The sequence below is a fragment of the Cellulophaga sp. genome (genome assembly GCF_039943695.1).
Classification (GTDB): Bacteria; Bacteroidota; Bacteroidia; order Flavobacteriales; family Flavobacteriaceae; genus Cellulophaga.
In genome coordinates this window covers 22003-46386 of record NZ_JBDVAA010000109.1, presented here as the reverse complement: position 1 = coordinate 46386, position 24384 = coordinate 22003, and the positions used below count along the sequence as shown (strand labels likewise).

Genomic DNA, 24384 nt, shown 5'->3' with positions numbered 1-24384 from the left:
CAAGTTATTAGGATTTTACTATTTGTTAATGTTTTTAACAAAAACCTTTTAATTACTTAATCTGTACAGATACATTACCTAACAATGAGATTTGATATTTGCGAAAGAACAACTAATAAAAGTTTCCAAATATTAAAGAAAATGAAAAAAAACCAACTAACTCTAATTATTGCTTTATTGGCAATTTTAGTAGGCTATTCCCAAGGTTCGCTTAAAGGAAAAGTCTTAGACGAGAGTAATGTTCCATTGGGTGGGGCATCAGTTATTATAAAAGGAACCAAAACAGGTGTAGCTACTGATTTTGATGGTCGTTTTGAGATTAACTCCCTGCAAGAGAACACAGTAATTTTAGTGTCATACATAGGCTATGTAACAAAAGAAGTTACTATTACTAATGAAGCTTTTGTAACAATTCAGCTTTTTCCAGATTTAGAAAAGTTAAATGAAATTGTTGTTACCGCATTGGGAATTACAAAATCTGAAAAAAAGATTGGGTATGCAACACAGAAGATAGAAACAGAGATTATAGATGAAATAAACGCTCCTAATGTTGGTAATTTATTTACAGGTCAGGTAGCAGGCCTTTCTGTTAGTAACCCAACAGGTCTTTTACAAAGTCCATCTTTTTCTTTACGAGGTAAAACACCTTTAATTGTAATAGATGGTATAGCTGTAGAAACAGATTTCTTTGACGTGTCTGCTAACAACATAGCAGATATAAATGTACTTAAAGGTACTACAGCATCTGCTTTATATGGTTCTAGAGGTAGAAATGGAGCTATTTTAATTACAACAAAAAATGCTAAAGTAGAAGGTCTAGAGGTTTCTGTAAGTCATAATACAATGGTATCTGCAGGTTTCACAGTTTTTCCAGAAACACAAACAGAGTACGGTAATGGTTCTAATGGTAAATATGAGTTTTGGGATGGTAAAGATGGCGGTATTTCTGATGGAGATATGATCTGGGGGCCAAAATTTGAGCCAGGTGTAGTTGTATCACAATGGAACAGTCCAATTTATGATAATGTTACTGGTGAAACTACACCTTGGTGGGGAGATGTTGCAGGTACACAATATGATGATAAATCTCGTTATTCTAGAGTTCCAACTCCTTGGGAATACCATAATAACTTAAAAGACTTTATGGAGACAGGAGTTATTTCATCAACAGATTTTTCTATAGCTAGCAAGTCAGATAAAGGTTCTTTTAGGTTGTCTGGTAATTACTCATCGCAAAAAGATAGGGTGCCAAATTCCGAGTTAAAAACTGGTGGTTTAAGTTTTAAAAGCAGAACTAACCTAACCAACTCACTTACTTTAGATAGTAAACTATCATATAACAAAGTTTACTCTCCTAATTATCCACGCCATGGTTACGGACCTAAAAACCATATGTACACTATTCTTATTTGGATGGGAGATGATGTAGATGGCCAAGATTTAAAAAATCATTTATACGTACCAGGTCAAGAAGGTTACAGACAAGCAAACTGGAACTATGCTTGGTATAACAATGTGTACTTTGCTGCTAATGAGCTCAACCAAAAGTATGATGCTAACCTTATTAATGCGCAGTTAAAATTAAATTATAAGATAACGGATGACTTTAAATTACAAGCCAGAGGATCTGCAGTTTTGAAAGATGTTTTTGAAGATAGAGAAAGTCCTAAAACATACTTAAATTATGGTGATGCAAGAGAGGGTGATTATAAAACTTGGAATAATGAAAGGTTAACAGTAGATTATGATATTTTAGCATCATACAACAAAGCTATTGATGATAATATTTCTTTTGATATAAATGCTGGTGCGTCTACTTTTTACAGAAAATATCAACAAGAATATAACTCTACAGATGGTCTAGTAGTTCCTTTTGTGTACAGTTTAAATAATACAAAAGGAAACTTAAACGCCAGTACGTATTTAGAAGAAAAAGCTATAAACAGCGTATATGGTACCCTAGGTTTAGACTTATATAATGCAGTGTTTTTAACCGTTGCTGCAAGGAACGACTGGTCTTCTACTTTACCAAAAGAGAATAGGTCTTATTTCTACCCTTCGGCCTCATTAAGTACCATTGTGTCTAACTACATAACAATGCCAAAAGCTATAGATTATGTTAAGTTTTTTGGATCTTGGGCAAAAGTATCTAACGATTTGAGTCCGTATAACACAGAAGCATATTACTCTAATAATGGTGTTTTTGGTGGTAATGTAAAATTACAATATCCTAATGGGTTGGTTAATGCAGATATTAAACCAGAAAGCTCTACATCTTTTGAGTTAGGTATGTCTACCGCGTTCTTAAAAAACAAACTTAGTTTAGATGTAACTTATTACAATGTAGTAGATACAAACCAGATTATAGATTTACCAATATCTAATACTTCTGGATTTGAAAACAGAAAAGTAAACGGTAATGAGTATACAACTAATGGTTTAGAAGTGGTTTTAAACGCAACACCTATACGTACAGATAACTTTAGATGGGATATTGGTACAAACTGGAGTAAAAAAGTAAAAAAAATCACTGAAATTTATGGTGATAATGATAGGTATAATAATTTAAAATTAAACGAAAGAGCAGATAGTTATTATGCTACGGTTTGGCAAAAATCTGCAGATGGTGACTTAATATTAGGATCAAACGGCTTACCTATTAAAGATAATTTCCAGAGAAACTTAGGGCATTCAGATCCTAGCTGGACATTAGGATTGCAAAACTCTTTTAAGTTTAAAAATTTATCTGTAAATGTTGGTATAGATGGTGTTTGGGGAGGATTAATGAGGTCTTTAACAGTAGAGAAAATGTGGTGGGGTGGTAAACATCCAAATTCAACCGAATTTAGAGATGCAGAATATGCAGCAGGGCAACCTGTTTATGTGCCAAAAGGAGTAAATGTAACAAGCGGAGAGTTGGTTACAGATACAGATGGTACTGTAATTTCTGATACAAGAGAATATCAAAAAAATACAACGGCAGTTAGCTGGCAGACTTGGTCGCAAAATTATCCATATAGAGCAGCTGTATCTTATAAAGAGAATAAAAAGTTTGCCAATATTTTTGATCGTAGCTTCTTTAAACTACGTACACTTTCTTTTAAGTACAATTTTACAGAGTTAGTAAATATAGAAAGTATTAAAAACCTAGATGTAACACTTAGTGGTTACAATTTATTTGTATGGAAAAAGGCAGATATTATAGACCCTGATTTTGGTAATGATAATAATTTACAAGATCCCTCTACAAGATATTTAGGGCTTGGTGTTAACGTTAAATTTTAGAAAAGAAACAAAAATGAAAAATATAAAAATTTTATTCGGTGTACTTATTTTGATAGTGGTTTCTGCTTGTCAAGATTTATCAGACATAAATGACAATCCAAATAATGTCAATCAAACTCATCCGCAGTTATTATTAACAAACATAGCGAGTAGTGCTTTTAGTGTTAATGGCACATCTTCTTTATATGCATCTCGTATGTTGGTACAAACAGATGGTGAAAATAACAATCAATATTACAATTGGGATAGAGCCAGTTTTGGCAATTACAATATGTTAGGTGAGGTTACCAAAATGATACAAGAAGGTAAAAGAATAGAAAGTAATGAATACGTAGCTATTGGTAAATTTTTTAGAGCTTATTATTTTTATAATCTAACTTTAACCTTTGGCGATATACCATATAGTGAAGCTTTACAAGGAGAGACAAATGATAGTTTTAGTCCTAAATATGACTCTCAAAAAGAAGTTTTTATTGGTATTTTAAAAGAACTTAAAGAAGCAAACACACTTTTAAAAGAGAATAATGCTATTGTAGCAGGAGATATTATTTATAATGGAGATACGTCTCAGTGGCAAAAACTTATAAATTCGTTTAGGTTAAAAGTGCTTTTAACGTTATCTAACAAAGAGGGAGATTCAGATTTAAATGTAAAAAGTACTTTTTCGTCCATTTACGATAACGAATCTATTATGCAGTCTATAGAAGATAATGGCCAGCTTGTATTTTTAGATCAAGAAGGCAGTAGGTATACAGAGTTTAATTCTAGTGGATATGGATCTGGTATGTATATGTCCTCTACATTTATTAAAAGGTTACAAGATAGAGAAGATCCTAGGTTATTTATTTTTTGTGGAAGAACAAAAAATGCTAAAGAAGCTGGCTTAGGTTTAGATGATTTTAGTGCTTATGAAGGAGGAGATCCTCTAGCTCCGTATGCAGAGGTTAATGATAAAGCTGCTGCTGGTGATGTTTCTAAAGTAAATTTAAGATATACAACAGACCCAACAACAGAGCCACACAATTTATTAAGTTATTCTGAAGTAGAATTTATTTTAGCAGAAGCAGCAGTTCGTGGTTGGATTTCTACAGATGCCAAAATGCATTATGAAAATGGAATCAAGGCGTCATTTAGTTTTTACAATACTTATGCCAATGGTTATGAGTCCTACGTAGAATCTACAGATGCAGAGACATATATAGCAGGCTCTTTGGTTGCTTTTAACACTAGTGCCAGCTTAGCAGAGAAGTTGGATTTTATTTTAACGCAAAAATATTTTACTTCTTTTCTTCAATCAGGGTGGCGTATGTATTTTGATCATTTGAGGACAGGTTATCCTACATTTGTTCAAGCTCCTGGGGTAACGCCACCAACAAGATGGATTTACCCTTTGTCAGAATACAACAACAATTCAGATAATGTCGCAAAAGCAATAGAGTCACAGTTTGGTGCTGGTAATGATAAAATTAGAGAAACAACGTGGTGGTTAAAATAAGGCAATTATAAGATAACTACAGTAATTAACATTCTAAATAGAACATTTATGAAAATAAGACACAACCTGTTATTTTTAATATACTTTACAGTTATTTTAGGTACAGCCCAAGTGGTTAAACCAGAAATAATAATTAAGCCATACATACAAGATGCTACACCCAATTCTATTATAGTTAAATGGGAAACATCTACAGGAGAAGAAAGTATTGTGGAGTATGGTTTAACTCCTAAATTAGGTAAAAAAGCTAAGGGTACAGCTTATGATATTAATTTTAGTGAAAGTAGAATTCATGAAGTTAAGTTAACCAGTTTAAAAAGGTTTACTCCTTATTATTATAGAGTTATAACAGGTAAATTAAAGTCAGATATATATCAATTTAAAACACCTCCTTTTGCAAGCGATAATAAGTCGTTTAATATTGTTGCTATGAGTGACATGCAGTATGATAGTAGCGAACCAGAAAAATTCTCAGAAGTTGTAAATCAAGGGGTTCTAGAGTATATTAAAAAGGAATATAAAGGAGATTTACCAAATAACTTAGCAATGGTTATGATTCCTGGAGACTTAGTAGTTACAGGGTCTAAATATTACCAATGGAAAGAACATTTTTTTAACCCTGCAGAAAAATTATTTGCTGAGGTTCCTTTATATCCTGTACCTGGTAATCACGAAAAGAACTCTATTTTCTATTTTAAATACTTTAGCCTACCAGAAAATGGTTCAGCTGCTTATGCAGAACATTGGTGGTACAAGGATTATGGAAATACTAGAATTCTTGGTTTAGACTCTAATAGTGGTTACCGTGATCTTAGTGAACAATTAAATTGGTTGCAAAAAGTATTAGATGAAACAGCTAAAAATGATGATATAGATTTTGTTTTTGCACAAATGCACCATCCGCATAAATCGGAATTATGGATTCCTGGTGAAGAAGATTTTTCAGGTAAAGTAGTAGCAAAACTAGAAAAATTTTCAACTAAAACCGGGAAACCAAGTGTGCACTTTTTTGGGCATACACATGGCTACTCTAGAGGGCAGTCTAAAGAGCATAAACATTTATGGGTAAACGTTGCATCTGCAGGTGGAGCTATAGATAATTGGGGTGAATTTGAAGGTAGAGATTATGACGAATTTACAGTAACGCAAGATGAGTATGGTTTTGTTATGGTAGAAGTAGATGGTAGTAAAGACGACCCTAAATTTACACTAAAAAGAATAAGTAGAGGAAACACTGTTTATCCACGTAATAATGAGCAAACAGATAGCATTACAGTATGGAAAAAAGATAGAAGACCTGAATCTCCCAAATCACTAAAAGTAATTGCTATTACAGACGGATTTAAAAATATTATTTTAAAGGCAGGGGATTTTAAAAGCAGTTTTGATAATGCGTTTCATGCAGCATCTCATTGGCAAGTCTCAGAAAAGTATAATTTTGAGAAGCTTTCTTATGATAGCTGGAAACAGTTTGAGAATTGGTATTATAAAGAGAACAGGCAAAAAGATGATGATTTAACAGACGAAAAAATAAAAAGACTAAATCCTAATACCACATATTACTGGCGAGTACGTTATAGGGATCAGAATTTAAACTGGAGCAATTGGTCTAACGTAGAAAAGTTTAAGACCCTGAAATAATTAAATAAATTATTAATACAACTTTGATATTAAATTAACATTTAACAATCCAAAAACCTTAACATTTGCGTTAGATTAATTGTTCTTTTATTAATCTAATTTAAGTCAGTTAAAGTCGGTGTGTAAGCACCGACTTTTTAATTTATTGGTGTTCCTCTTAATTTTTTAAATTGCTTGTATGCCTTGTTTATAGAAGCCTTACTGGCTTTTGTAAACTCTTTATTAGTTATACTGTATTCTTTTTGAAGTTCTTTCAATTTAGTATGCATTAGTTCAATTTCTTCTGCATACGTAGTATTATTAATTTGGTTAATCTGCTCTTTCGGGTCTGTTTTTAAGTCGTAAAATTCCCAAGTATCAATATCATCATAAAAATGAATAAGCTTATAGCGCTTTGTTCTAATACCATAATGCTTTTTTACCATATGAAAAGCAGGATAGTCATAATAGTGGTAATATATAGCATCTCTAAAGTCACTCTCATTAACAGAACCATCTAACAAACCCTTAAAAGATAATCCCTGCATATTTTTTGATTTATTGGGCACACCAGCAAAGTCTAAAATTGTAGGTGCGTAATCTAAATTTTGTACCATAGCGTTTATTTGTGTGCCTGGTTTTATTGTTTCTGGATACTTTATGAGTAGTGGTGTTCTAAAAGAGTCTTCATACATAAAACGCTTGTCAAACCAACCATTTTCACCCATATAAAAGCCTTGATCAGAAGTATAAATTACAATAGTGTTTTCTTCTAAATTATTCGTTTTTAAATATTCTAAAATTTCACCTACTCCTTCATCTACAGATGCAATAGTAGCCATATAATCTTGTAAATAGCGTTGAGCTTTCCAAATGGCAATTTCTTCATTACTAAAATTGGCATTGTAAAAAGCATTGTTTTTTGGTAAATATGCCTTGTCCCAAGTAGCTCTTTGCTTGGTAGACATGCGTTCAAAATCTGTTTTCCAAGGATTATGAGCCAGTGTAGTTTTGTTTAAGCCGCTAGATAATTTTAGGTCGTGACCCTCATACATATCTTTGTAAACGGTTTGTAACTGAGCTGTACTTGCTTGCTGATTTTTAAAATCTGGAAAGTAACTGGTTGGCAAAGGAAAACTAACCGAATCATATTTGTTTAAATGACGTAAAGCTGGCATCCAATTTCTATGAGGAGCTTTATGTTGTACCATTAAAAAGAAGGGCACACTGTCTTTCCTTTTATTTTTAAGCCAGTCTATAGCATCTGCTGTTATTAAGTCTGTAGCATAGCCTTTAACACGTGTAGTGTCTCCGTTTTCTATAAAATCCGGATTGTAATAATTACCTTGGTCTACTAGAATTTTCCAATCGTCAAAACCTTGTGGGTAATCATGTAAATGCCATTTACCCATTAAGGCAGTATGGTAGCCTTCATTTTTTAAAATTTTAGGTAGCGTTTCTTGGCTTCCATCAAAATGATCTCCGTTTTGTCTAAATCCATTTATATGGCTGTGTTTACCAGTTAATATTACGGCTCTGCTTGGCCCACAAATAGAGTTGGTAACGTAGCTACCATTAAAAATTGCACCTTCTGTAGCTATTTTATCTATGTTTGGCGTTGGTGCCAATTTACTAATAGGGTGGTTGTATGCGCTTATGGCTTGTACTGCATGATCGTCAGACATAATATAAATAATATTAGGCCTTTTGTGTACTTGCTTTTTAGGAGATTCTTTTTGCTTACAACTAATAACCGTTAGTACTAAAACTACAATATAGAACTCCTTTTTAAACATAATTAATTTTTGTGTTTTACCTTAATTGTGCTTTGTATATTTTGTTTTTCTAAAACGCTTTCTGTAATAAATTTAGCAATAAGGTTAGTGTAACTGTAAGGTATGTTAGCCCAATTATGGCTCCCATCTTTATCGCTTAAAAGTGTGTGTGCAACATCCAATTTTTCTAATTTTTCTGCAATAGTATAAGAGCCATCTAGCATCATAAAACCAGGTTTATTTTCTTCACATAAATGGTGAGGTGCTGTTGCGTATGGTACCAAATTATCTTTAGCTCCGTGAAAAAGCATTGTTGGTATAGCTGTATTTTTAGTAATGTAATTTGCATTAACTATTGCACCAGCAAAAGAGATAGCTCCCGCGTATTTAACAGTAGCATAAGGTAATTTTTTAAAGGCGTATTCATTCTTCATAAATACTGTGTTTAAAACAGCTTCTGCCCCAGCGCTACTACCAACAAGTATTATACTTTCTGGATTAAATTTTAATTTATCTTTCTTATCAATTAAAAACTGTGTTGCTTTAATAATATCTCTAGATACAGATACAAATGTTTCTATTTTTTGATCTGCCGGACAATTACAACCAAAACCAAGTGGGTTGCCTTTACGCACCAATCTATAGCTCATAGAGGCCACTGCGTAGCCTCTTTTTGCCATATCTTCACAAAACTTCACCTCTAACGGATTATCGCGTTTTCCCCCACTGAAACCGCCTCCGTGAACTAAAATTAGCAAAGGTTTGTTTGTAACTGTATCTTTTTTAATGCTATAAAAATCTAACTTTAGAGTATCTGCATAGCTATAAGTTTTTACCTTAATGTCTGAAAATACTTTTTGCGTATACCTTGTTTGCGCATAACCAAAAGTAGTTGTAAGTACAATTAAAATTAAAAAAGTAGCACGTTGTAAAAAAGTTAAATAATTAGGCATTTGTATTTTCTATTTTAAGGTTAAAGTCGCCTTTAATTGGGCGGTAGAATTTGTGCCTACAAATATCTCAAAACTCCCAGCTTCTGCAACAAAATCTAAAGTACTGTTGTAAAACTTTAAGTCGTCTGCAGTAAGTATCAATTTTACAGTTTTAGATTCTCCTTTTTTTAAGAATACTTTTTTAAATCCTTTTAGCTGTCTCATTGGCGGCGTAATACTACGTACAACATCTCTTAAATACAATTGCACAACTTCTTCACCATCAAAATTACCAGAGTTTTTTACTGTTACAGATACTGTTACGTCTTCTCCTTGTGCAATTTCTTTTTTAGATAGGTTGATGTTAGAATACTCAAAGTTGGTATAGCTAAGCCCGTAGCCAAACGGTAGTAAAGGTGCATTTTTAACATCTAAATAATTACTTTTAAACTTTTCAAAAGCAGGAGAAGGAGCTGGTCTACCTGTATTTTTTGTACTATGATAGATTGGAATTTGCCCTACGTTTCTTGGCCAAGTAGCTGTTAGTTTACCAGACGGATTATAAGCACCAAAAATAACATCAGCAACAGCATTACCTGCTTCTATACCAGGATGCCAAACCTGAAGAATACTAATAGGAAGATTAAACTCTTCTTCAATAGTTAACGGTCTGCCGCTCATTAAAACCAATACTACTGGCTTACCCGTTTTAACGAGTTCTTGTATTAGTCTTTTTTGACTATTAGGAATAGAAATATCTGTTCTACTAGCTGCTTCACCACTCATTTCTGATGCTTCACCAACTACAGCAACCACAACGTCTGATGTTTTAGCAACATCTAAAGCTTCTTGTAAAAGTTCGTCAGAAGAACGTTTATCTATGTCTACACGTGTACCAAAAACATTGACTTTTTTAGCTAGTTCGGTATCATTTGTAATATTTGCTCCCTTGGCATATGTTATTTTTGCCTTTGGCGCAACACTTTTAAAACCTTCTAAAACAGGAATAGATAATTGCGGATCTCCTGTAGGAGCCCAAGTACCCAACATATTATTTTTATTGTTAGCTAAAGGTCCAACTAATGCAATTTTAGTTGTTTTTTTAAGCGGTAATATATTGTTATGGTTTTTAAATAAAACAAAAGAACGCTTGGCTGCCTCTCTAGCTACAGCTCTACTATCTTTAGTTAGGATTTCCTTTTTAGGTCTCTTGGCATCAATATATTTATACGGATCATCAAAAAGGCCAAGTTTGTATTTTGCTTCTAAAATTCTGCGACAAGCGTTTGTAATTTCTTCTTCAGTAACACGACCTTCATCTAAAGATTTTTTAAGTGTAGTTAAAAAACCTTCGCCAACCATATCCATATCTAAACCAGCTTTTAAAGATAAAGCAGATACATCTTGTAAATCTCCAAGACCGTGTGCAATCATTTCATTTACAGAGGTGTAATCTGACACTACAAAGCCTTTAAAACCCCATTTTTTACGTAATAAGTCTGTAAGTAACCATTTGTTACCACTTGCAGGTATACCATCTACATCATTAAAAGAAGTCATAATACTTGCAGCACCGGCATCTATACCTGCTTTGTAAGGAGGTAAATATTGATTAAACATTTTTGTTCTGCTCATATCTACAGAATTATAGTCTCTACCAGCTTCTGCAGCACCGTAAAGTGCAAAGTGCTTAATTGTAGCTATCATAGTATTTTTAGCCGTTAAATCTGTTCCCTGGTAGCCGTGTACCATAGCTTTTGCAATGGCAGAGCCTAGGTAAGGATCTTCACCAGCTCCTTCTGCAATTCTTCCCCATCGTGGATCACGAGCCATATCTACCATAGGAGAAAAGTTCCAGTTTATACCATCTGCAGTAGCTTCTTGTGCTGCAATTTGAGCCATTTTTTTAATCAAATCCATATCCCAACTAGATGCAGTACCAAGTGGAATAGGAAATGTGGTTTTGTAACCATGTATTACATCAGAACCAAAGAATAAAGGAATTTTTAATCTGGTTTCTTTTACAGCAAAGTCTTGCGCTATTTTTAATTTTTCTGGACCAGAAATACCAAACATACCACCTACCTCAGCAGCTTTAATTTTTTCTTCTACATTGCTACTTACAACAGATCCTGTAGCAATACCACCACCTGGTGTTACTAAGTTTAATTGTCCAATTTTTTCCTCTATTGTCATTTTAGCAAGCAAGTCTTCTATAAAAGGAACTTTAGTTTGCCCTATAGCTAAAAAGCTGCTACAAAAAGTGACTACTAATAGTAGGTTTATTTTTTTCATATGCTGTAATTTTATTTTCCCGATACGGGTATTTTTTTATCTTTTAGATTGATGTTTTTTATTCTGTATAGCTAAATTCTAATTTGTCTAAACCGTTTTTAACATCAGTATTTTGCATAAACAGTTTCCATAGTAAACCAGTTCTGTGGTTTTCTATCATAACTATAATTGGTCCTTGGTCTATAGCTAAATATTGTTCTGCAACCCAATAATTATATTCAGGACTAAAGGCATCGTAGAAGCCAGCCGGACCCATTAACTTGTCTTTGTTTTTATAAAAATAGTGTAGTGCCTGCATAGACTCTGTTGGTGTATACGGCATAGAACTAATTGCTGCTGTTGGCGATATTACACCAGTATCGTTAGACGGACTATGAGCATTATACCCAATTGTGCCATCTGCATTTCTAGTATAACTAGCTGTTAATCCCCAGCAATCTTTTCCGTAATCTGTAAATTGCTTTGGGTTTTCTACACTATAACTGTAATTTATTTTAGCGTGATTTGTGTTTACGTTCCAGTAATTTAAATACTCATCTGATAATCCCTTAGGGTTTAAACCTAAGTACGAGTAATGTGCCCAGAATAATGGTCCGCCATAAGTTTGATTGCCAGCATGTTTAGCCAACAAAGGAAACCCATATTTTGTGTTAGATGAAGTGATGCTACCATTAGATGCCCAACCGTTTGTATACAACTCTTTAGAAACTGTATAATTGGGTGATGCAGCAGCTAAAACATAAGTAATTAGTACTTCATTATATCCTTTTAACTCTAAATTAATAGCAAAATCGTTGTTAGGAGACCAGTGCCAATACAGCGTATTTTCTCCTTTTGTATACCAATTCCACTCAACACCTTTCCATAACTCATCTGCTTTGGCAGCTATAGCTTTTTCTGTATCAGAGCCATTTTTTAAATACTCTTTTAAACAAATTAAACCTTGAGCTAAAAAAGCGGTTTCTACCAAATCTCCACCGTTGTCTAAATCGCTAAATGGCATAACCTTAGCCGTTTCTCCATTAATCCAATGTGGCCAAGCTCCGTGAAAACGATCTGCTTTTTCTAAAAAATCTAAAATTTTAGCAAACCTATCTACGCCTTCCTCTTTGGTAATAAAACCCCTTTCTATACCTACAATAAGTGCCATAATACCAAAACCTGTACCACCTGTTGTAACTGTATATTCACTATTACTTGGGTCGTTAGGATGGTAGCGTTCTCTTGCTGCGCCAGAATTTACCTCAGCAAAATTCCAAAAATATTTAAAGGTTTCAGCCTGCGTAATATTTAGCAGCTCCTCGTCTGTTATTGTAGGCGTAGAAACAGGATCTTCATCCGTAGGAAATTCAATTGGAGTATACTCGTAATCATCTCCACTTTTACAAGAGATAATTACAAGTATAAGTAGTGTTGTAAAAAGACTATTTTTAATTGTCATTTTTGTGTTTTGTAGAGAAACCAAGTTTTTCTAATCCTTTATGCAAGTCTTTGTTTTTCATAAATAAATCCCATAGTAAACCTGTTCTGTAGTTTTCTATCATTACAGGAATAGGACCTTGGTCTATAGCTAAATAGCGAGGTAAAGACCAATCACTTTCTAAACTAAAAGCATCATAAGGACCATATTTACCAATAAGAGAATCTTGTTCTGTGTACATATAGCGCAAAAATTGTAAACTCTCTTCTGGTGTATAGGCTATAGAAGATAATGCTGCAGTAGGTGATATTACACCTAGATCGTTATCTGGTCTGTGGCCAGCGTAGCCTTTTACAGAATAACTAGATGTTAACCCCCATAAATTTTTGCCATAACCTTTATATTTATTTGGATTTTCTACTGCGTGTCTGTAGTGTATTTTAGCGTGATTTACATTTAATTTCCAATAGTCTGCGTAGGCATCTGTTAACCCTTTAGGGTTTAAACCTAAGTAAGAGTAATGTGCCCAAAATAAAGGACCAACAGGTGATGCATCATGCTCATAATGATTTAACTCAGTTTCTAAACCATAATAAACAGTGTCTTTAGCTATTTCGCCTTTTAATGCCCAACCCTCGTCATAAACTTCTTTAGATACTGGGTGAGTTGGTGATGCAGCTGCAAGTATGTACATTATTAATGCTTCATTGTAACCACCCACAGGGAAATTCATTTTCCACGTTACATTAGGAGACCAGTGCCAGTATAAGGTATTTTCTCCTTTTGTGTACCAATCCCATTCTACTTCTTCCCAAAGTTTCTGAATTTTAGCAACTAGTTTTTGCTCACGTTCTCCGCCACTTGCATAGTATTCTTTTACGGTTAATAAACCCTGAATTAAAAAGGCAGTTTCTACTAAATCTCCACCATCATCATACGTACTAAAAGGAGCAACTTTACCACTTGGTAGTAACCAGTGTGGCCAAGCACCATGAAAACGATCTGCTTTTTCTAAGAAATCTACAGATTTTTCAAATCTAGATAAAGCTTCTTCTTTGGTAATATAACCACGCTCTGCACCAACAACTATTGCCATTAGTCCAAAACCAGAACCACCAATAGTTATAATGTCTTTATCGTGTGTTGGGTAAATGCTATCTAAATGTATACGTTCTCTAGCCAAACCAGAAATAGGCTCTGCACCATCCCAGAAATAGCTAAATGTTTGTTTTTGTACAGTGTCCATTAAGGCTTCATCTGTCCAAACTTGTTTTTGTACTTTTTTTGGCTTGTTGTTGCATCCTGTTAACAAAGATGCAACGGCCAATACTACTAAAATTAATCTCATATATATGAATAACTAAAAACTAAAAAATGTATTTATTATAAATCTGCGTCTCTAATAGACTGTATTTCTTCTTGTGAAAGTGCTTTGTTGTATAGGCGCAGTTCATCAATAGAACTATTATCTGATTTATGATCCCAGTAACTAAATGTTTCACCACCAGAACCAACAGTAATTAAGTCGCAGCCTGTCCAATCTATAGGAGCAGCCAAATCTGTAGAGTTAACTGCAACACCATCAAAATAAATGGTGCTTTTTGTGGAAGAAATAACTAGTGATACAAATACCCATTCATTATCTGCTACGTTTATAACATCACCATCATTCCAACTTTCATCAGTACCAATACCAATATTTGCTTTTATTCTCTGTTCTGTGTCACTACCTTCTCTAAATAGTCTTAACCCTTGAAAACGATCATCTGCATCATCACCAATAACTAAAATACCTGCCCTATCTGGATTAGCATCTACTTTGTACCAAAATGTTGCGCTAAACTCTGTACTGTTTAATAAATCATTTGTAGGATAGGTTATATAAGAGTCTGTTGTACTAGCAAAAGAATTACTACCAACAACACTTTCATCTGCAAAGCCAGGCAATCCAATTACAGTTGCTTCTTGCGTTGTAAATTTGTTTTTAGTGTCGTTATCAAAAGGAGCATAAAACATTTCACCATCATAAACGCCAGTGTATGGATTTGTAACGTTTATCATATTTTCTATGTCATTAGTGGTTAGTGCTCTATTAAAAAAGCGTAATTCATCTATAGCACTGTTGTCTGACTTATGATCCCAGTAACTAAATGTTTCTCCGCCAGCACCAATAGTAACCGTATTACAATTTGTCCAGTCTACAGGAGCTGATAGGTCTGCAGTATTTACTGGTATGCCATTAAAAAATATGGTACTTTTTGTAGCAGAAACAGCAAGTGTAATATAAACCCATTTATTATCTGCAACATTAATAACAGCTCCATCATTCCAACTTTCTCCTGCTCCAGTACCAACATTAGCTTTAATTCTTTGTTCAGCACCATTACCCTCTCTAAATAATCTAATACCTTGAAAACGGTCATCTACATCATCACCAATAACTAAAATACCAGCTCTTTCTGGACTGGCATCTACCTTGTACCAGAATGATGCACTAAACTCTGCACCGTCAATTAAACCGTCTGTAGGGTATTTTAAATAAGCATCTGTTGCACCAGAATACGCATTAGTGCCAACAACGCTTTCACCAGCAAAACCGGGTACGCCAACTTTTTCTGCTGATTGTAAACCAATAAGGTCTACGTAATCACCATCAAAAGGCATATAAAGAGTTTCCCCAGCAAATAGTGACGTGTAAGCAGGCTCTTTTTCAAAGTTTACTGATGCTTCAGTGGTCTTGCCTTCTAAATCTGTAGCGGTAATAGTTAGTTGGTGTGTACCATCAACTAAATTATCAAAAACTAAATCATCTATTAAAACACGTCTGTAGTCTTTAAAGCTTGTAAAAGATTGAATATTGTTATTATCTATAGCTACGTTAATAGAGGCAACTTCTATATCATCAGTAACTTCAAAATCTATAATAATAGAAGTAACAATGTCTAGTACCTTAATTTTTGTGCCTTCTGTAGGGTAATTTATTTTAACTGTTGGTGCCGTAGCATCTTTTCCCGGTGCTACTTGTGTAATATCATCTATACCTTGATCACAAGAATAGAAAAACAATGCAGAAACCAAACAGGTTATTGTATATTTTAAATTTTTCATTGCTTTTTGTTTTTAGTTTGATGGGTTTCCTAATATTGGAAATTGATCTACCTGTGGTTGTGGGTAAGGAAGGTATATTTTATCTTCAGAAAATGTTCTTCCGTCATAGCTTAATTCGTTATACCTACCAAGTCTAACCATATCATAATAGCGTTTGCCCCACTCCATACCTAGTTCTGCAAATTTTTCATCTATTACATCGTCTAATGTTACACCCGTAAGTGATGGCATACCAGCTCTCTCCCTTACTAAGTTTACAGCATTATCTGCAGTTATAGATGTTGCTGTTGCTCCTTGTGTAACCGCTTCTGCATACATTAATAAAACTTCTGCGTAGCGTAGTAAGTTGTAGTTTTTATTACTACCGTACTCTGTTCTGCCCTCTATAAGTTGGTTTGATGGTAAGTAGTGCTTACCGCTAGAAAAAAGTGCTCTAGCATAGTCCTCTATAACATCACCATCTCTAGTAGTTTTATTTACAAAACTTGGTAAAGTTGCGTAATCTGGATCTGTTTGAAGCTCGGCAATACCACGATCTGTAAAAAGTACGCTAGTTTCTAAACGAACCGCTTCTCCACGATCTAACATAAACTTTATAAATTTGATGCTAGGTTCATAAAATCCCCAGCCAGAACCAGCACCAGTAACTGCAGGTGTCCAGTTTTGTGGACCATAAGGTTGAAATAAATGACCTTCACGATCTCCTTCTCCCTGTCCAAAATCTGAGTACTGTAAATCCAATATGCTCTCATCACTTAACTTACCAGGAGTTTTAAAAAGTTCATAATAATCTGAGAATAAACTAAACTTACCAGAATTAATAATTTGCCCTGTAGCAGAAGCAACTTCTTGGTAATTTTTAAGCTCTTGGTTTGCTAAAGCTTTAATTGTTAAAGCAGTGTATTTAGTAACACCACCTGGGATGTCTGTACGCTCATTAGGTCTTGCGTCTGGTAAAAATGTAATTGCCTCATCCATCTGGTCAGATATATGTTGCATAACCTCATCTTTGCTAGGCAATTCTGTAACACTTAAAAGAGCACCTGTATCTGAAGATTCTGGAATAAAAACATCTCCCCATACCTGAGAAATTTGAAACAACATCATTCCTCTTAAAACTTTTGCTTCAGCAATATATTGGTTTCCTTTTTCTACACCTTCTGCATCTGCAAATTCTTGGTAACGAGCAATTTGTTCCATTGCAGTGTGTGCAGTAATTACGTCTACGTACACATTTTCCCAAAGAGAATTGTACATCCAGTAATCCTTATTGTAGGTAAAAAGGTCTGTTTCAGAAAAATCTTGTTGATCTCCTAAACCACCAGCATTAACATCATCTCCACGAACAGAAATTAATAAAGGTTGTTCCCATCCACGAGACTGAAAAGCATCATAAACACCAATGACAGATAAAATCATATCCTCGGTTTTTGTAAAATCTGTGCCACCAGCAAAATTGTTATTTTCTTGTGGCTCATCTAACTTGTCTGAACACCCTACAAATACCGCTGCAATAAATGCTAGTATAAGTAGAGGTGATATATGTTTTTTATACAGTTTCATAAGTCTTATATTTTAATGTTAACTCCCATTGTATATACTGCAGGGATAGGATATGTTTGGTTATCTATACCATTAGCAACCTCTGGGTTAAACCCGTTATAACCAAAAATGGTTAATGGTTTTTCTGCTGTTAGGTAAATACGAGTTCTAGGAACACCTTTTAGTTTACCGTTTTTGTTAATAGTATACCCAAGTGTTATGTTCTGAATTCTAAAGTAGTCACCATCTTCTACGTAGTAATCGTTTAATTTTTGGTTCCATCCTTTACGTACTGCGGCTGCAGATGGGTAAGAGTTTGTAGTACCTTCACCGTGCCAACGGTTTACAGCAAAGTCTCTGTCCCAGTTAGTATCACTAGTAAAAATTACCTCTAATCTTTTACGGTTAAGTATTTTGTTGCCACCTTGACCAGAAGCAGTAGCTGTAAAGTCAAAATTTTTGTAGTTAAACCCAAAGTTAAATCCGTACGAGTATGTTGGCAGGTAAGACCCTAAAACTACGCGGTCATCATCATCAATAGTAGTAGGGTCACCACCGTTTTCTTTGTATTTAAAATCGCCAGGAACTAAGTTATTAGCTACGGCAACAGGGTCTGCAAGTATTTCTGCTTCATTTTGGTAAATACCAACAACTTCGCGACCATAAAAAGCGTAAAGAGGTTCACCAACTATAGAACGCTGACGAAATTCTGCTGAGCCAGCATCTATGTATTGTTGGCCATCTAAACTTAATACTTCATTTTTAAGTGTAGAAAAATTACCGCCAATGTTATAACTAAAATCATCTGATACTTTTTTACTCCAGTTTAAAGACATTTCAAAACCAGAGTTTCTAATTTCCCCTACGTTTTGTCTGGTAGAACCAGGTATTAATGGTCTTTGTACAGGAATAACTGCGTCTTTTGTATCTCTAACATAATAATCTGCCTCTAAAGATAAATTGTTAGCTAAAAAACTAGCATTTATACCAATATTAGTTTCCTCTGTAACTTCCCATTTTAAAGAAGTAAAATCACTACCTGTATTTAAACCGCTAAACATAGTGTCTCCTAGCGCAGTTGTAACTACAGAAGAAGTAATAGAGCCGTTACTACCAGCAACATTGTCATTACCTAATTTACCCCAACTACCACGTAGTTTAAGAAAATCAAAAACACCATTGTTTTGCATAAAAGGTTCTTCAGACACTACCCAACCAGCACCAACAGTAGGGAAGTAACCCCATTTTTCTTGGTATTTGTTAGTTCCGTCTGCTCTAAAAGTTCCGTAAAGCAGGTATTTTCCATCATAATTATAAGATACTCTACTAAAATAAGAGAAACCATATTCTCTTGCTCCACCATCACCAACACTATTCTCTACAATAGTTTGTGCTTGGTCTAAATAATAAGCTTCTTCACCAGACAACGGAAAGTTTAATCCTGTGGCAGTTAAAAACTGATAAGACTCGTCTCTAAACGAAGTACCAGCTAAAACAGTTACATCATGATTACCAAAAGATTCTTTATAGGTTAATGTATTATCCCATATTTGGTTTGATATTGTTGTGTTACTTTTTGTTAATGAGGCATCTGGTCTCTGAAAACTATCACCAATATAGTATGGTAAATTAACACTTCTGTACTCAAAAGTTTGGTAGTTGTGATTGTATGCAGTTTTAAACTTAAGTTTAGTAGGTATTAAGTCTAGCTCTGCATAAAAATTAGCAAGTACATTTCTAATTTTTGTTCTGTTTTCATTAAAATCTAAAAGGGGAAAAGGGTTTTGGCCACCTCTGTAGCCTAAGTCTTGAGCATTAGCGTAGTTTGTAGGGAAAACATCTGGGTCGTTAGCTAAAGCCTCATCATATACAGGTAAAATAGGAACAGCAAAGTAAGCTGCACGCCAAGCAGAGTTATCACCATCATACCTAGTAGCGTTACTAATTACCGTGTTAGCACCAACTTTTAACCAGTCGTTAGCATTAAACTCTATTTTACTTCTTAAGTTAAAACGCTCGTATTCATTTTTAGTGTCTAATATACCTTGTTGTCCAAAGTAATTTGCACCTACAGAATAACTAACATCTTCACTACCACCAGTTACACCAATACTATGGTTTTGTATTAGTGCTGGCCTTATAATTTTATCATACCAATCTGTGTTAACATTAGGTATATTTGGATTAACTCTACTACGACCGTAGCGTTGCATTGCATTTAAAATATAGTCTGCATCTGGTGCAGAACCAGATTCTAAGGCTAAGGTTGTAAACTGTTCTGCATTGGCAACTTTTAAAACGTTTTGTGCAACCTGAAAACCAGTATAGCCATCATATGTAATCTCTGCTTTTTTGTTAAAAGCTCCAGATTTTGTTTCTATTAAAACAACACCGTTTGCGGCTCTAACACCATAAATTGCAGAAGCAGAAGCATCTTTTAAAACAGAAATAGATGTTATATCTGCAGTATTTAAAAAGTCTATATTGTCAAAAAACATACCATCTACAACATATAAAGGAGCAGAAGCTCCCGTGTTGTAAGATCCTATACCCCTTACTCTAATAGTTGGTCCTTGCCCAGGAGAACCACTACTTACTACTTGCATACCAGCAACCTTGCCTTGCATAGCTTGCATTGCAGAACCTGTAGGTACAGCTGCTAATTCCTCGGCTTTAACAGTGGTTATAGATGAGGTTAAATCTTTAGACTTCATTTCACCATAACCAATTACAACAACTTCATCTAAAGACTCTGCATCTTCTTCTAAGGTTATATTAATTGTGCCGGAACTATTTACAGCAATTTCTGATGTGATAAAACCAATATAGCTTACAACTAAAGTTCCGTTGTTAGGAACGCTGTTTAATTGGTAATAACCATCAAAATCTGTTTGTGTTCCTGTTGTAGTACCTTTAATAATAATACTGGCACCAAGTAAAGGTGTACCATTATTGTCTACTACTTGTCCTTTAACCGTTATATTCTCTTGGGCGTAGGCAGATATCCCGAACAGAATAAAGCAGATTAATAATATTTGATTGAGTATTTTCATAATACATTAAAAATTGAGTTAGATTTTTACTAAATTAATAAAACAAGGTGTCCAGAGGTGTTTTGGTAACTACATAAAAACTACATCAACACCTAAAATGGGCTATATACCGCCAATAGTATGGTTTGCAGTAGTGTTGTGACTTTGTTTTTTATACACTTTTAACACTTTGATGTAGTAATGATGTACCTCGTGTTAGGTAATTGTTAAGCCGTTTTTGAAAGAAAAACCTTTATTTAAAGGTGATTAAGAAGTTAGATATGTTTTCTGAACTGTCTATGTTTAACTTTTTACGTAAACGGTAACGATGTATTTCTACACCTCTAATTGTAATGGCCATTAATGGCGCTATCTCTTTGGTAGACAGGTTCATTTTTAAATAAGCACACAATTTTAAATCTTTAGGAGTTAACTTAGGGTATTGTTTAAGTAAGTTTTCAAAAAAGTCGCTATGTAACTCTTTAAAATTCATTTCAAAACGTTTCCAATCCTCTTTATTGTTAACAGAATTGTTTAACCTTTTCATAAAAGATTTATAACGTTGTTGGTTAGGGAACTTATCTTTATTTTGAGTTAGTAAGTTTTTAAGATCAAGAATTATCTCGTTCTTTTTGGCAATATTAAGTGTGGTATTAGCTAACTCTTTTTGTTTAAGTTTTATTTCTTTAGCTAGCTTTTCCTTTTCTAAAAGCGCAATTTTTTCATCTTGTTCATGCTGCAAGCGTTCCTTTAGCTTATTATGCTTTATATTTAGCTTATACTTATTATATTTTCTGATAAGAATTACGCAGACTATAGTTAGTAAAAAGTAAATTAATATTGCTGGACCAGATAAGTACCAAGGTGCTTTTATAGTAAAGTTGATGTTATTTGGAACCGATTTTTTATTATCTATACCAACACCAAATACTTCTAAAGCATAACTACCGTAGCCTAAATTTTGAAATGATATAAGTCCGTTATTTAGCTCTGCAAACTGCGCATCCTTACCATTTAAACTATAATAGTACTTTGGATGCATTATGCCCGAAGATGCAATTTTTACAGTAATGTTACGAGAATCTTTATAAGGTAAAGTTATACTTTTTGTGTGTATTGGGTAGCTATTTTCCTTACCATTAAAACTAATTAGTTTAGGAACTGGCAACCTGTTGTTATCTTTTAATTGATTGTTTAGCTTGTTAAAGTTTATTTGACTGTAACCGTCTACTAAAGTAAAATAAAATGTAGAGTCGTTTACTTTTATAATGTTTTCGGCCTCAGGAATTATACGTTTTTTTAAGCTTTGGTTTTCAATAATAATATTGTCTTCCTTAAAGTTGGTGTAAGTAATTTTTTTACTGTTTTCGTTATCTATAAACCAAAAGTGATCATTGTTGTAATACAACAGCTCATTGTTTTTAAAAGAACTAAACTCTTCTAATGTTACAATTTTGTCTAAAATAGGATCGTACTTATACCAATTTCCTTGACTGTAAAATACTATCTGGTTTTTAATATTGTATAGCTTAACATTGTATTTGTTAGGTGCGTCTTGTCCGTTATACTCTTTAGTACTAATTACAGAGTCGTAAGTACTGTTTAGTTTAAGTTTATAAAAACCTTTATATGGGTGTGCAACCCAAAGCGTTTTATCATCTTCAAAACACAATTTTTTAACAGGTAAATTAAAACCTTTGAGTCTTTCTACAGACCATTGGTTGTCATTGTCTTTACTATATTTTGCTATACCTGTATAAGTGCCTTGTAAAAAGGATGACTTATTCTCTGGTATTTTTTCTATTTGATAGCCTCCAGAAATAGTGGATACTTTAACCAAGCCATCTTTATTTAGCTTAAACGTTCCTGTGTTATGTCCGCAAAAAAGTTCATTGTTAACAACGGCAATATCCCAGACGTGACCTTGAGTTCCTTTAACAAAATGCAATACATCATTATCTACATAATACAAACCCGTATTAGAACCTAAGTATACTTTATTATTGTACAAGGCAATATCGTAAACAGTACCTAAAACACCTGTAAAATCTGTATAATAAGTAACTGCATGATCTAATTGTATATGGTCTATTCCGTTATCTAAACCAAGCCAAAGTTGATTTTTATAAGGAACCATAGATAAAATAGTGTTATTTTGTAACCCTACTTCACGGTTAATGCTTTTGTAGGTTTTAGAGTGGTTATCATATAAAAAAAGTCCGTTTTTTATAGTGCCAAAAGCAATTTTATTTTGATTTAATACTATTATTTTATTTAACTGATGTTGTTTTAATGTGTCGTTAATAGTGCTATTCCAAGTTTTAATTTCATCATTCTTAATTATATAACAACCATTTAACTTAGTGCCAATTAATAAACCTTCATTAGTAGAAGCCATATCTACTACAGTTTTATTTACAAAAGATATGTTGTTCTTTAGTACAAGAGGTTTTAGTGTGTCTCCTTTTAAATAAAATAGCCCGTCATCACCGCCAGCAACTATAATTTGGTTATTGTGTTTTGTAATGTTGTTTACTATAATATCAGCCTTAATTACTGTTATTTTATTGTCTTTGTAAACATATACTTTAGAGAAAGATCTAAATACAATAGCATCATTAAAAGGAATAATTTGCCAAAATTCTTCACTAGTAAATACGTGGTTTTTTATAAGATGAGTTAATGATGTGTATTTTAAAACACCTAGGCTATCTTTTTCCCAAAATCCAAATTCTTCATAAGAACCTGTGTATACTTTATTATTGATACAGGCAACAGAGCGTATGGTAGTTTTACTAGGCAAGGTGTTAAGTTTCCACTCCTCACCATTAAAGTGTAAAAGGCCTGCGTTGTTGGCAGAAAATAATTCGCCATCTTCATTGGTGGCTAACCCCCAATTTTTACTAGCGGCATTATAATCAAATATTTTATAATTGTGTATTGGAGGAAAAAGATTTTGACCAACAATAATGTAGCTACTAATAAAGAAAAGTAAAATAAGCGAGGTTAAATTTTTCATAGGGGATATAGAAAACTTAATGATTTTACGTATGAATATAAGATTATTACAGGGAAAACCAATTAATTATCTAAGCAAGATTAGTAAAGCGCCTATAGCTGTAAGAATTAGTATCATTTTTCTGAAAAATTTATCCTTAATGTACTTTACTAAAAAGGTGCCAACAATAAAACCAACAAAAATAGCAGGTAAAAGTTTAAGGTTTAATGTAAGCGATTCTTTTGTGATCGTATGCCAAACAAAAATGTGAAAAGGTAGCTTAAAAACATTGGTAATTAAAAAAAGCCATGCAGCAGTTCCTATAAACTGGTTTTTAGGTAAGCGCATTGCTAAAAAGTAGATATTAGAAAAAGAGCCTGCCAAATTACCAATCATAGTAGTAATACCAGCAAGTAAGCCCATAGAACCTGCAAAAGCCCAATGTGTAGGTACGTTTTTAGATTTTTTTTGGTCCCACCAAAGCATCATTAATACAGTAACTAAAATAATGCCTCCCATACAGTATTTAAAAGAGGCTTCTGGTAAGTCTTTGCCAACAAATACACCTATTAATATACCGCCAACCATCCAAGGTAAAAACTTAATAATATATTTCCATTGGGTATATTTACTATAATAAATTACGGCAAAAATATCTCCAATAACAAGCAACGGAACAAGCAGGCCTGTAGATGCTTTAGATCCAAAAGCCAAAGCCATAAGAGTAACTACAATTATAGAAATACCTTTTAGTCCAGATTTAGAAACACCCATTACAAATACGGCTGTAAAAGCCAAGACCCATGCAGTTGTAGAAATATTTGCTGTTATTAATAGACCCATAATTGGCGTTTAGCTAAAAAAGACAAAAGTATTGTAAAA

The 24384-nt window shown here is 33.7% G+C and carries 13 protein-coding genes; 3 read left to right on the top strand and 10 right to left on the bottom strand.

Annotated features, from left to right (window positions below; genetic code table 11):
* The first annotated feature begins 141 nt into the window (after positions 1 to 141).
* From ABJD66_RS07460 to ABJD66_RS07450, 3 genes are read left to right on the top strand one after another with little or no spacing between them, the layout of a single operon-like run.
* Entirely contained in the window at positions 142 to 3285 is a 3144-nt protein-coding gene (locus tag ABJD66_RS07460; protein WP_348129955.1) for a SusC/RagA family TonB-linked outer membrane protein, read from the top strand.
* Between the two features lie 13 nt (positions 3286 to 3298).
* A complete protein-coding gene (locus tag ABJD66_RS07455; protein WP_348129952.1) occupies positions 3299 to 4780 on the top strand; it encodes a SusD/RagB family nutrient-binding outer membrane lipoprotein in 1482 nt (493 codons plus the stop codon).
* 48 nt (positions 4781 to 4828) lie between these two features.
* Complete coding sequence (locus ABJD66_RS07450) at positions 4829 to 6421, top strand: fibronectin type III domain-containing protein (protein WP_348129949.1); 1593 nt, start codon at positions 4829 to 4831, stop codon at positions 6419 to 6421.
* 137 nt (positions 6422 to 6558) lie between these two features.
* Here ABJD66_RS07450 and ABJD66_RS07445 read toward each other — a convergent pair whose 3' ends face one another.
* The 10 genes from ABJD66_RS07445 to ABJD66_RS07400 form a co-directional block, all read right to left on the bottom strand.
* On the bottom strand, positions 6559 to 8196 hold the full coding sequence (locus ABJD66_RS07445; RefSeq protein ID WP_348129946.1) for a sulfatase: 1638 nt from the start codon (positions 8194 to 8196) through the stop codon (positions 6559 to 6561).
* Between the two features lie 2 nt (positions 8197 to 8198).
* A complete protein-coding gene (locus tag ABJD66_RS07440) occupies positions 8199 to 9128 on the bottom strand; it encodes a carboxylesterase family protein (protein WP_348129943.1) in 930 nt (309 codons plus the stop codon).
* 9 nt (positions 9129 to 9137) lie between these two features.
* Positions 9138 to 11402 carry a beta-glucosidase BglX gene (bglX, locus tag ABJD66_RS07435; protein ID WP_348129940.1) on the bottom strand — a complete coding sequence of 755 codons (2265 nt, stop codon included), beginning with the start codon at positions 11400 to 11402 and terminating at the stop codon, positions 9138 to 9140.
* 58 nt (positions 11403 to 11460) lie between these two features.
* Positions 11461 to 12843, bottom strand: coding sequence for a glucoamylase family protein (locus tag ABJD66_RS07430; RefSeq protein ID WP_348129937.1), 1383 nt, complete (start codon positions 12841 to 12843; stop codon positions 11461 to 11463).
* Positions 12833 to 14170, bottom strand: a complete 1338-nt coding sequence (locus tag ABJD66_RS07425; protein ID WP_348129934.1) for a glucoamylase family protein — start codon at positions 14168 to 14170, stop codon at positions 12833 to 12835. Before ABJD66_RS07425 ends, ABJD66_RS07430 begins: the two co-directional genes overlap by 11 nt.
* A gap of 35 nt (positions 14171 to 14205) precedes the next feature.
* Entirely contained in the window at positions 14206 to 15930 is a 1725-nt protein-coding gene (locus ABJD66_RS07420; RefSeq protein ID WP_348129931.1) for a LamG domain-containing protein, read from the bottom strand.
* 12 nt (positions 15931 to 15942) lie between these two features.
* On the bottom strand, positions 15943 to 17493 hold the full coding sequence (locus tag ABJD66_RS07415) for a RagB/SusD family nutrient uptake outer membrane protein (RefSeq protein ID WP_348129928.1): 1551 nt from the start codon (positions 17491 to 17493) through the stop codon (positions 15943 to 15945).
* Positions 17494 to 17498: 5 nt separating this feature from the next.
* The gene (locus ABJD66_RS07410) at positions 17499 to 20525 is read right to left on the bottom strand and encodes a TonB-dependent receptor (protein ID WP_348129925.1); all 3027 of its coding nucleotides are present in this window, start codon (positions 20523 to 20525) and stop codon (positions 17499 to 17501) included.
* Positions 20526 to 20757: 232 nt separating this feature from the next.
* Entirely contained in the window at positions 20758 to 23523 is a 2766-nt protein-coding gene (locus ABJD66_RS07405; protein ID WP_348129922.1) for a Two component regulator three Y domain-containing protein, read from the bottom strand.
* A gap of 66 nt (positions 23524 to 23589) precedes the next feature.
* The gene (locus ABJD66_RS07400) at positions 23590 to 24345 is read right to left on the bottom strand and encodes a sulfite exporter TauE/SafE family protein (protein ID WP_348129919.1); all 756 of its coding nucleotides are present in this window, start codon (positions 24343 to 24345) and stop codon (positions 23590 to 23592) included.
* Between the last annotated feature and the right edge of the window lie 39 nt (positions 24346 to 24384).

Bases quoted from the DNA above. Each gene is read 5' to 3' on its own strand.
- ABJD66_RS07440 (WP_348129943.1), bottom strand. From the start codon at position 9,128: ATGCCTAATTATTTAACTTTTTTACAACGTGCTACTTTTTTAATTTTA.
- ABJD66_RS07400 (WP_348129919.1), bottom strand. From the start codon at position 24,345: ATGGGTCTATTAATAACAGCAAATATTTCTACAACTGCATGGGTCTTG.
- ABJD66_RS07445 (WP_348129946.1), bottom strand. From the start codon at position 8,196: ATGTTTAAAAAGGAGTTCTATATTGTAGTTTTAGTACTAACGGTTATT.
- ABJD66_RS07415 (WP_348129928.1), bottom strand. From the start codon at position 17,493: ATGAAACTGTATAAAAAACATATATCACCTCTACTTATACTAGCATTT.
- ABJD66_RS07405 (WP_348129922.1), bottom strand. From the start codon at position 23,523: ATGAAAAATTTAACCTCGCTTATTTTACTTTTCTTTATTAGTAGCTAC.
- ABJD66_RS07420 (WP_348129931.1), bottom strand. From the start codon at position 15,930: ATGAAAAATTTAAAATATACAATAACCTGTTTGGTTTCTGCATTGTTT.
- ABJD66_RS07430 (WP_348129937.1), bottom strand. From the start codon at position 12,843: ATGACAATTAAAAATAGTCTTTTTACAACACTACTTATACTTGTAATT.
- ABJD66_RS07410 (WP_348129925.1), bottom strand. From the start codon at position 20,525: ATGAAAATACTCAATCAAATATTATTAATCTGCTTTATTCTGTTCGGG.
- bglX (WP_348129940.1), bottom strand. From the start codon at position 11,402: ATGAAAAAAATAAACCTACTATTAGTAGTCACTTTTTGTAGCAGCTTT.
- ABJD66_RS07460 (WP_348129955.1), top strand. From the start codon at position 142: ATGAAAAAAAACCAACTAACTCTAATTATTGCTTTATTGGCAATTTTA.
- ABJD66_RS07450 (WP_348129949.1), top strand. From the start codon at position 4,829: ATGAAAATAAGACACAACCTGTTATTTTTAATATACTTTACAGTTATT.
- ABJD66_RS07455 (WP_348129952.1), top strand. From the start codon at position 3,299: ATGAAAAATATAAAAATTTTATTCGGTGTACTTATTTTGATAGTGGTT.
- ABJD66_RS07425 (WP_348129934.1), bottom strand. From the start codon at position 14,170: ATGAGATTAATTTTAGTAGTATTGGCCGTTGCATCTTTGTTAACAGGA.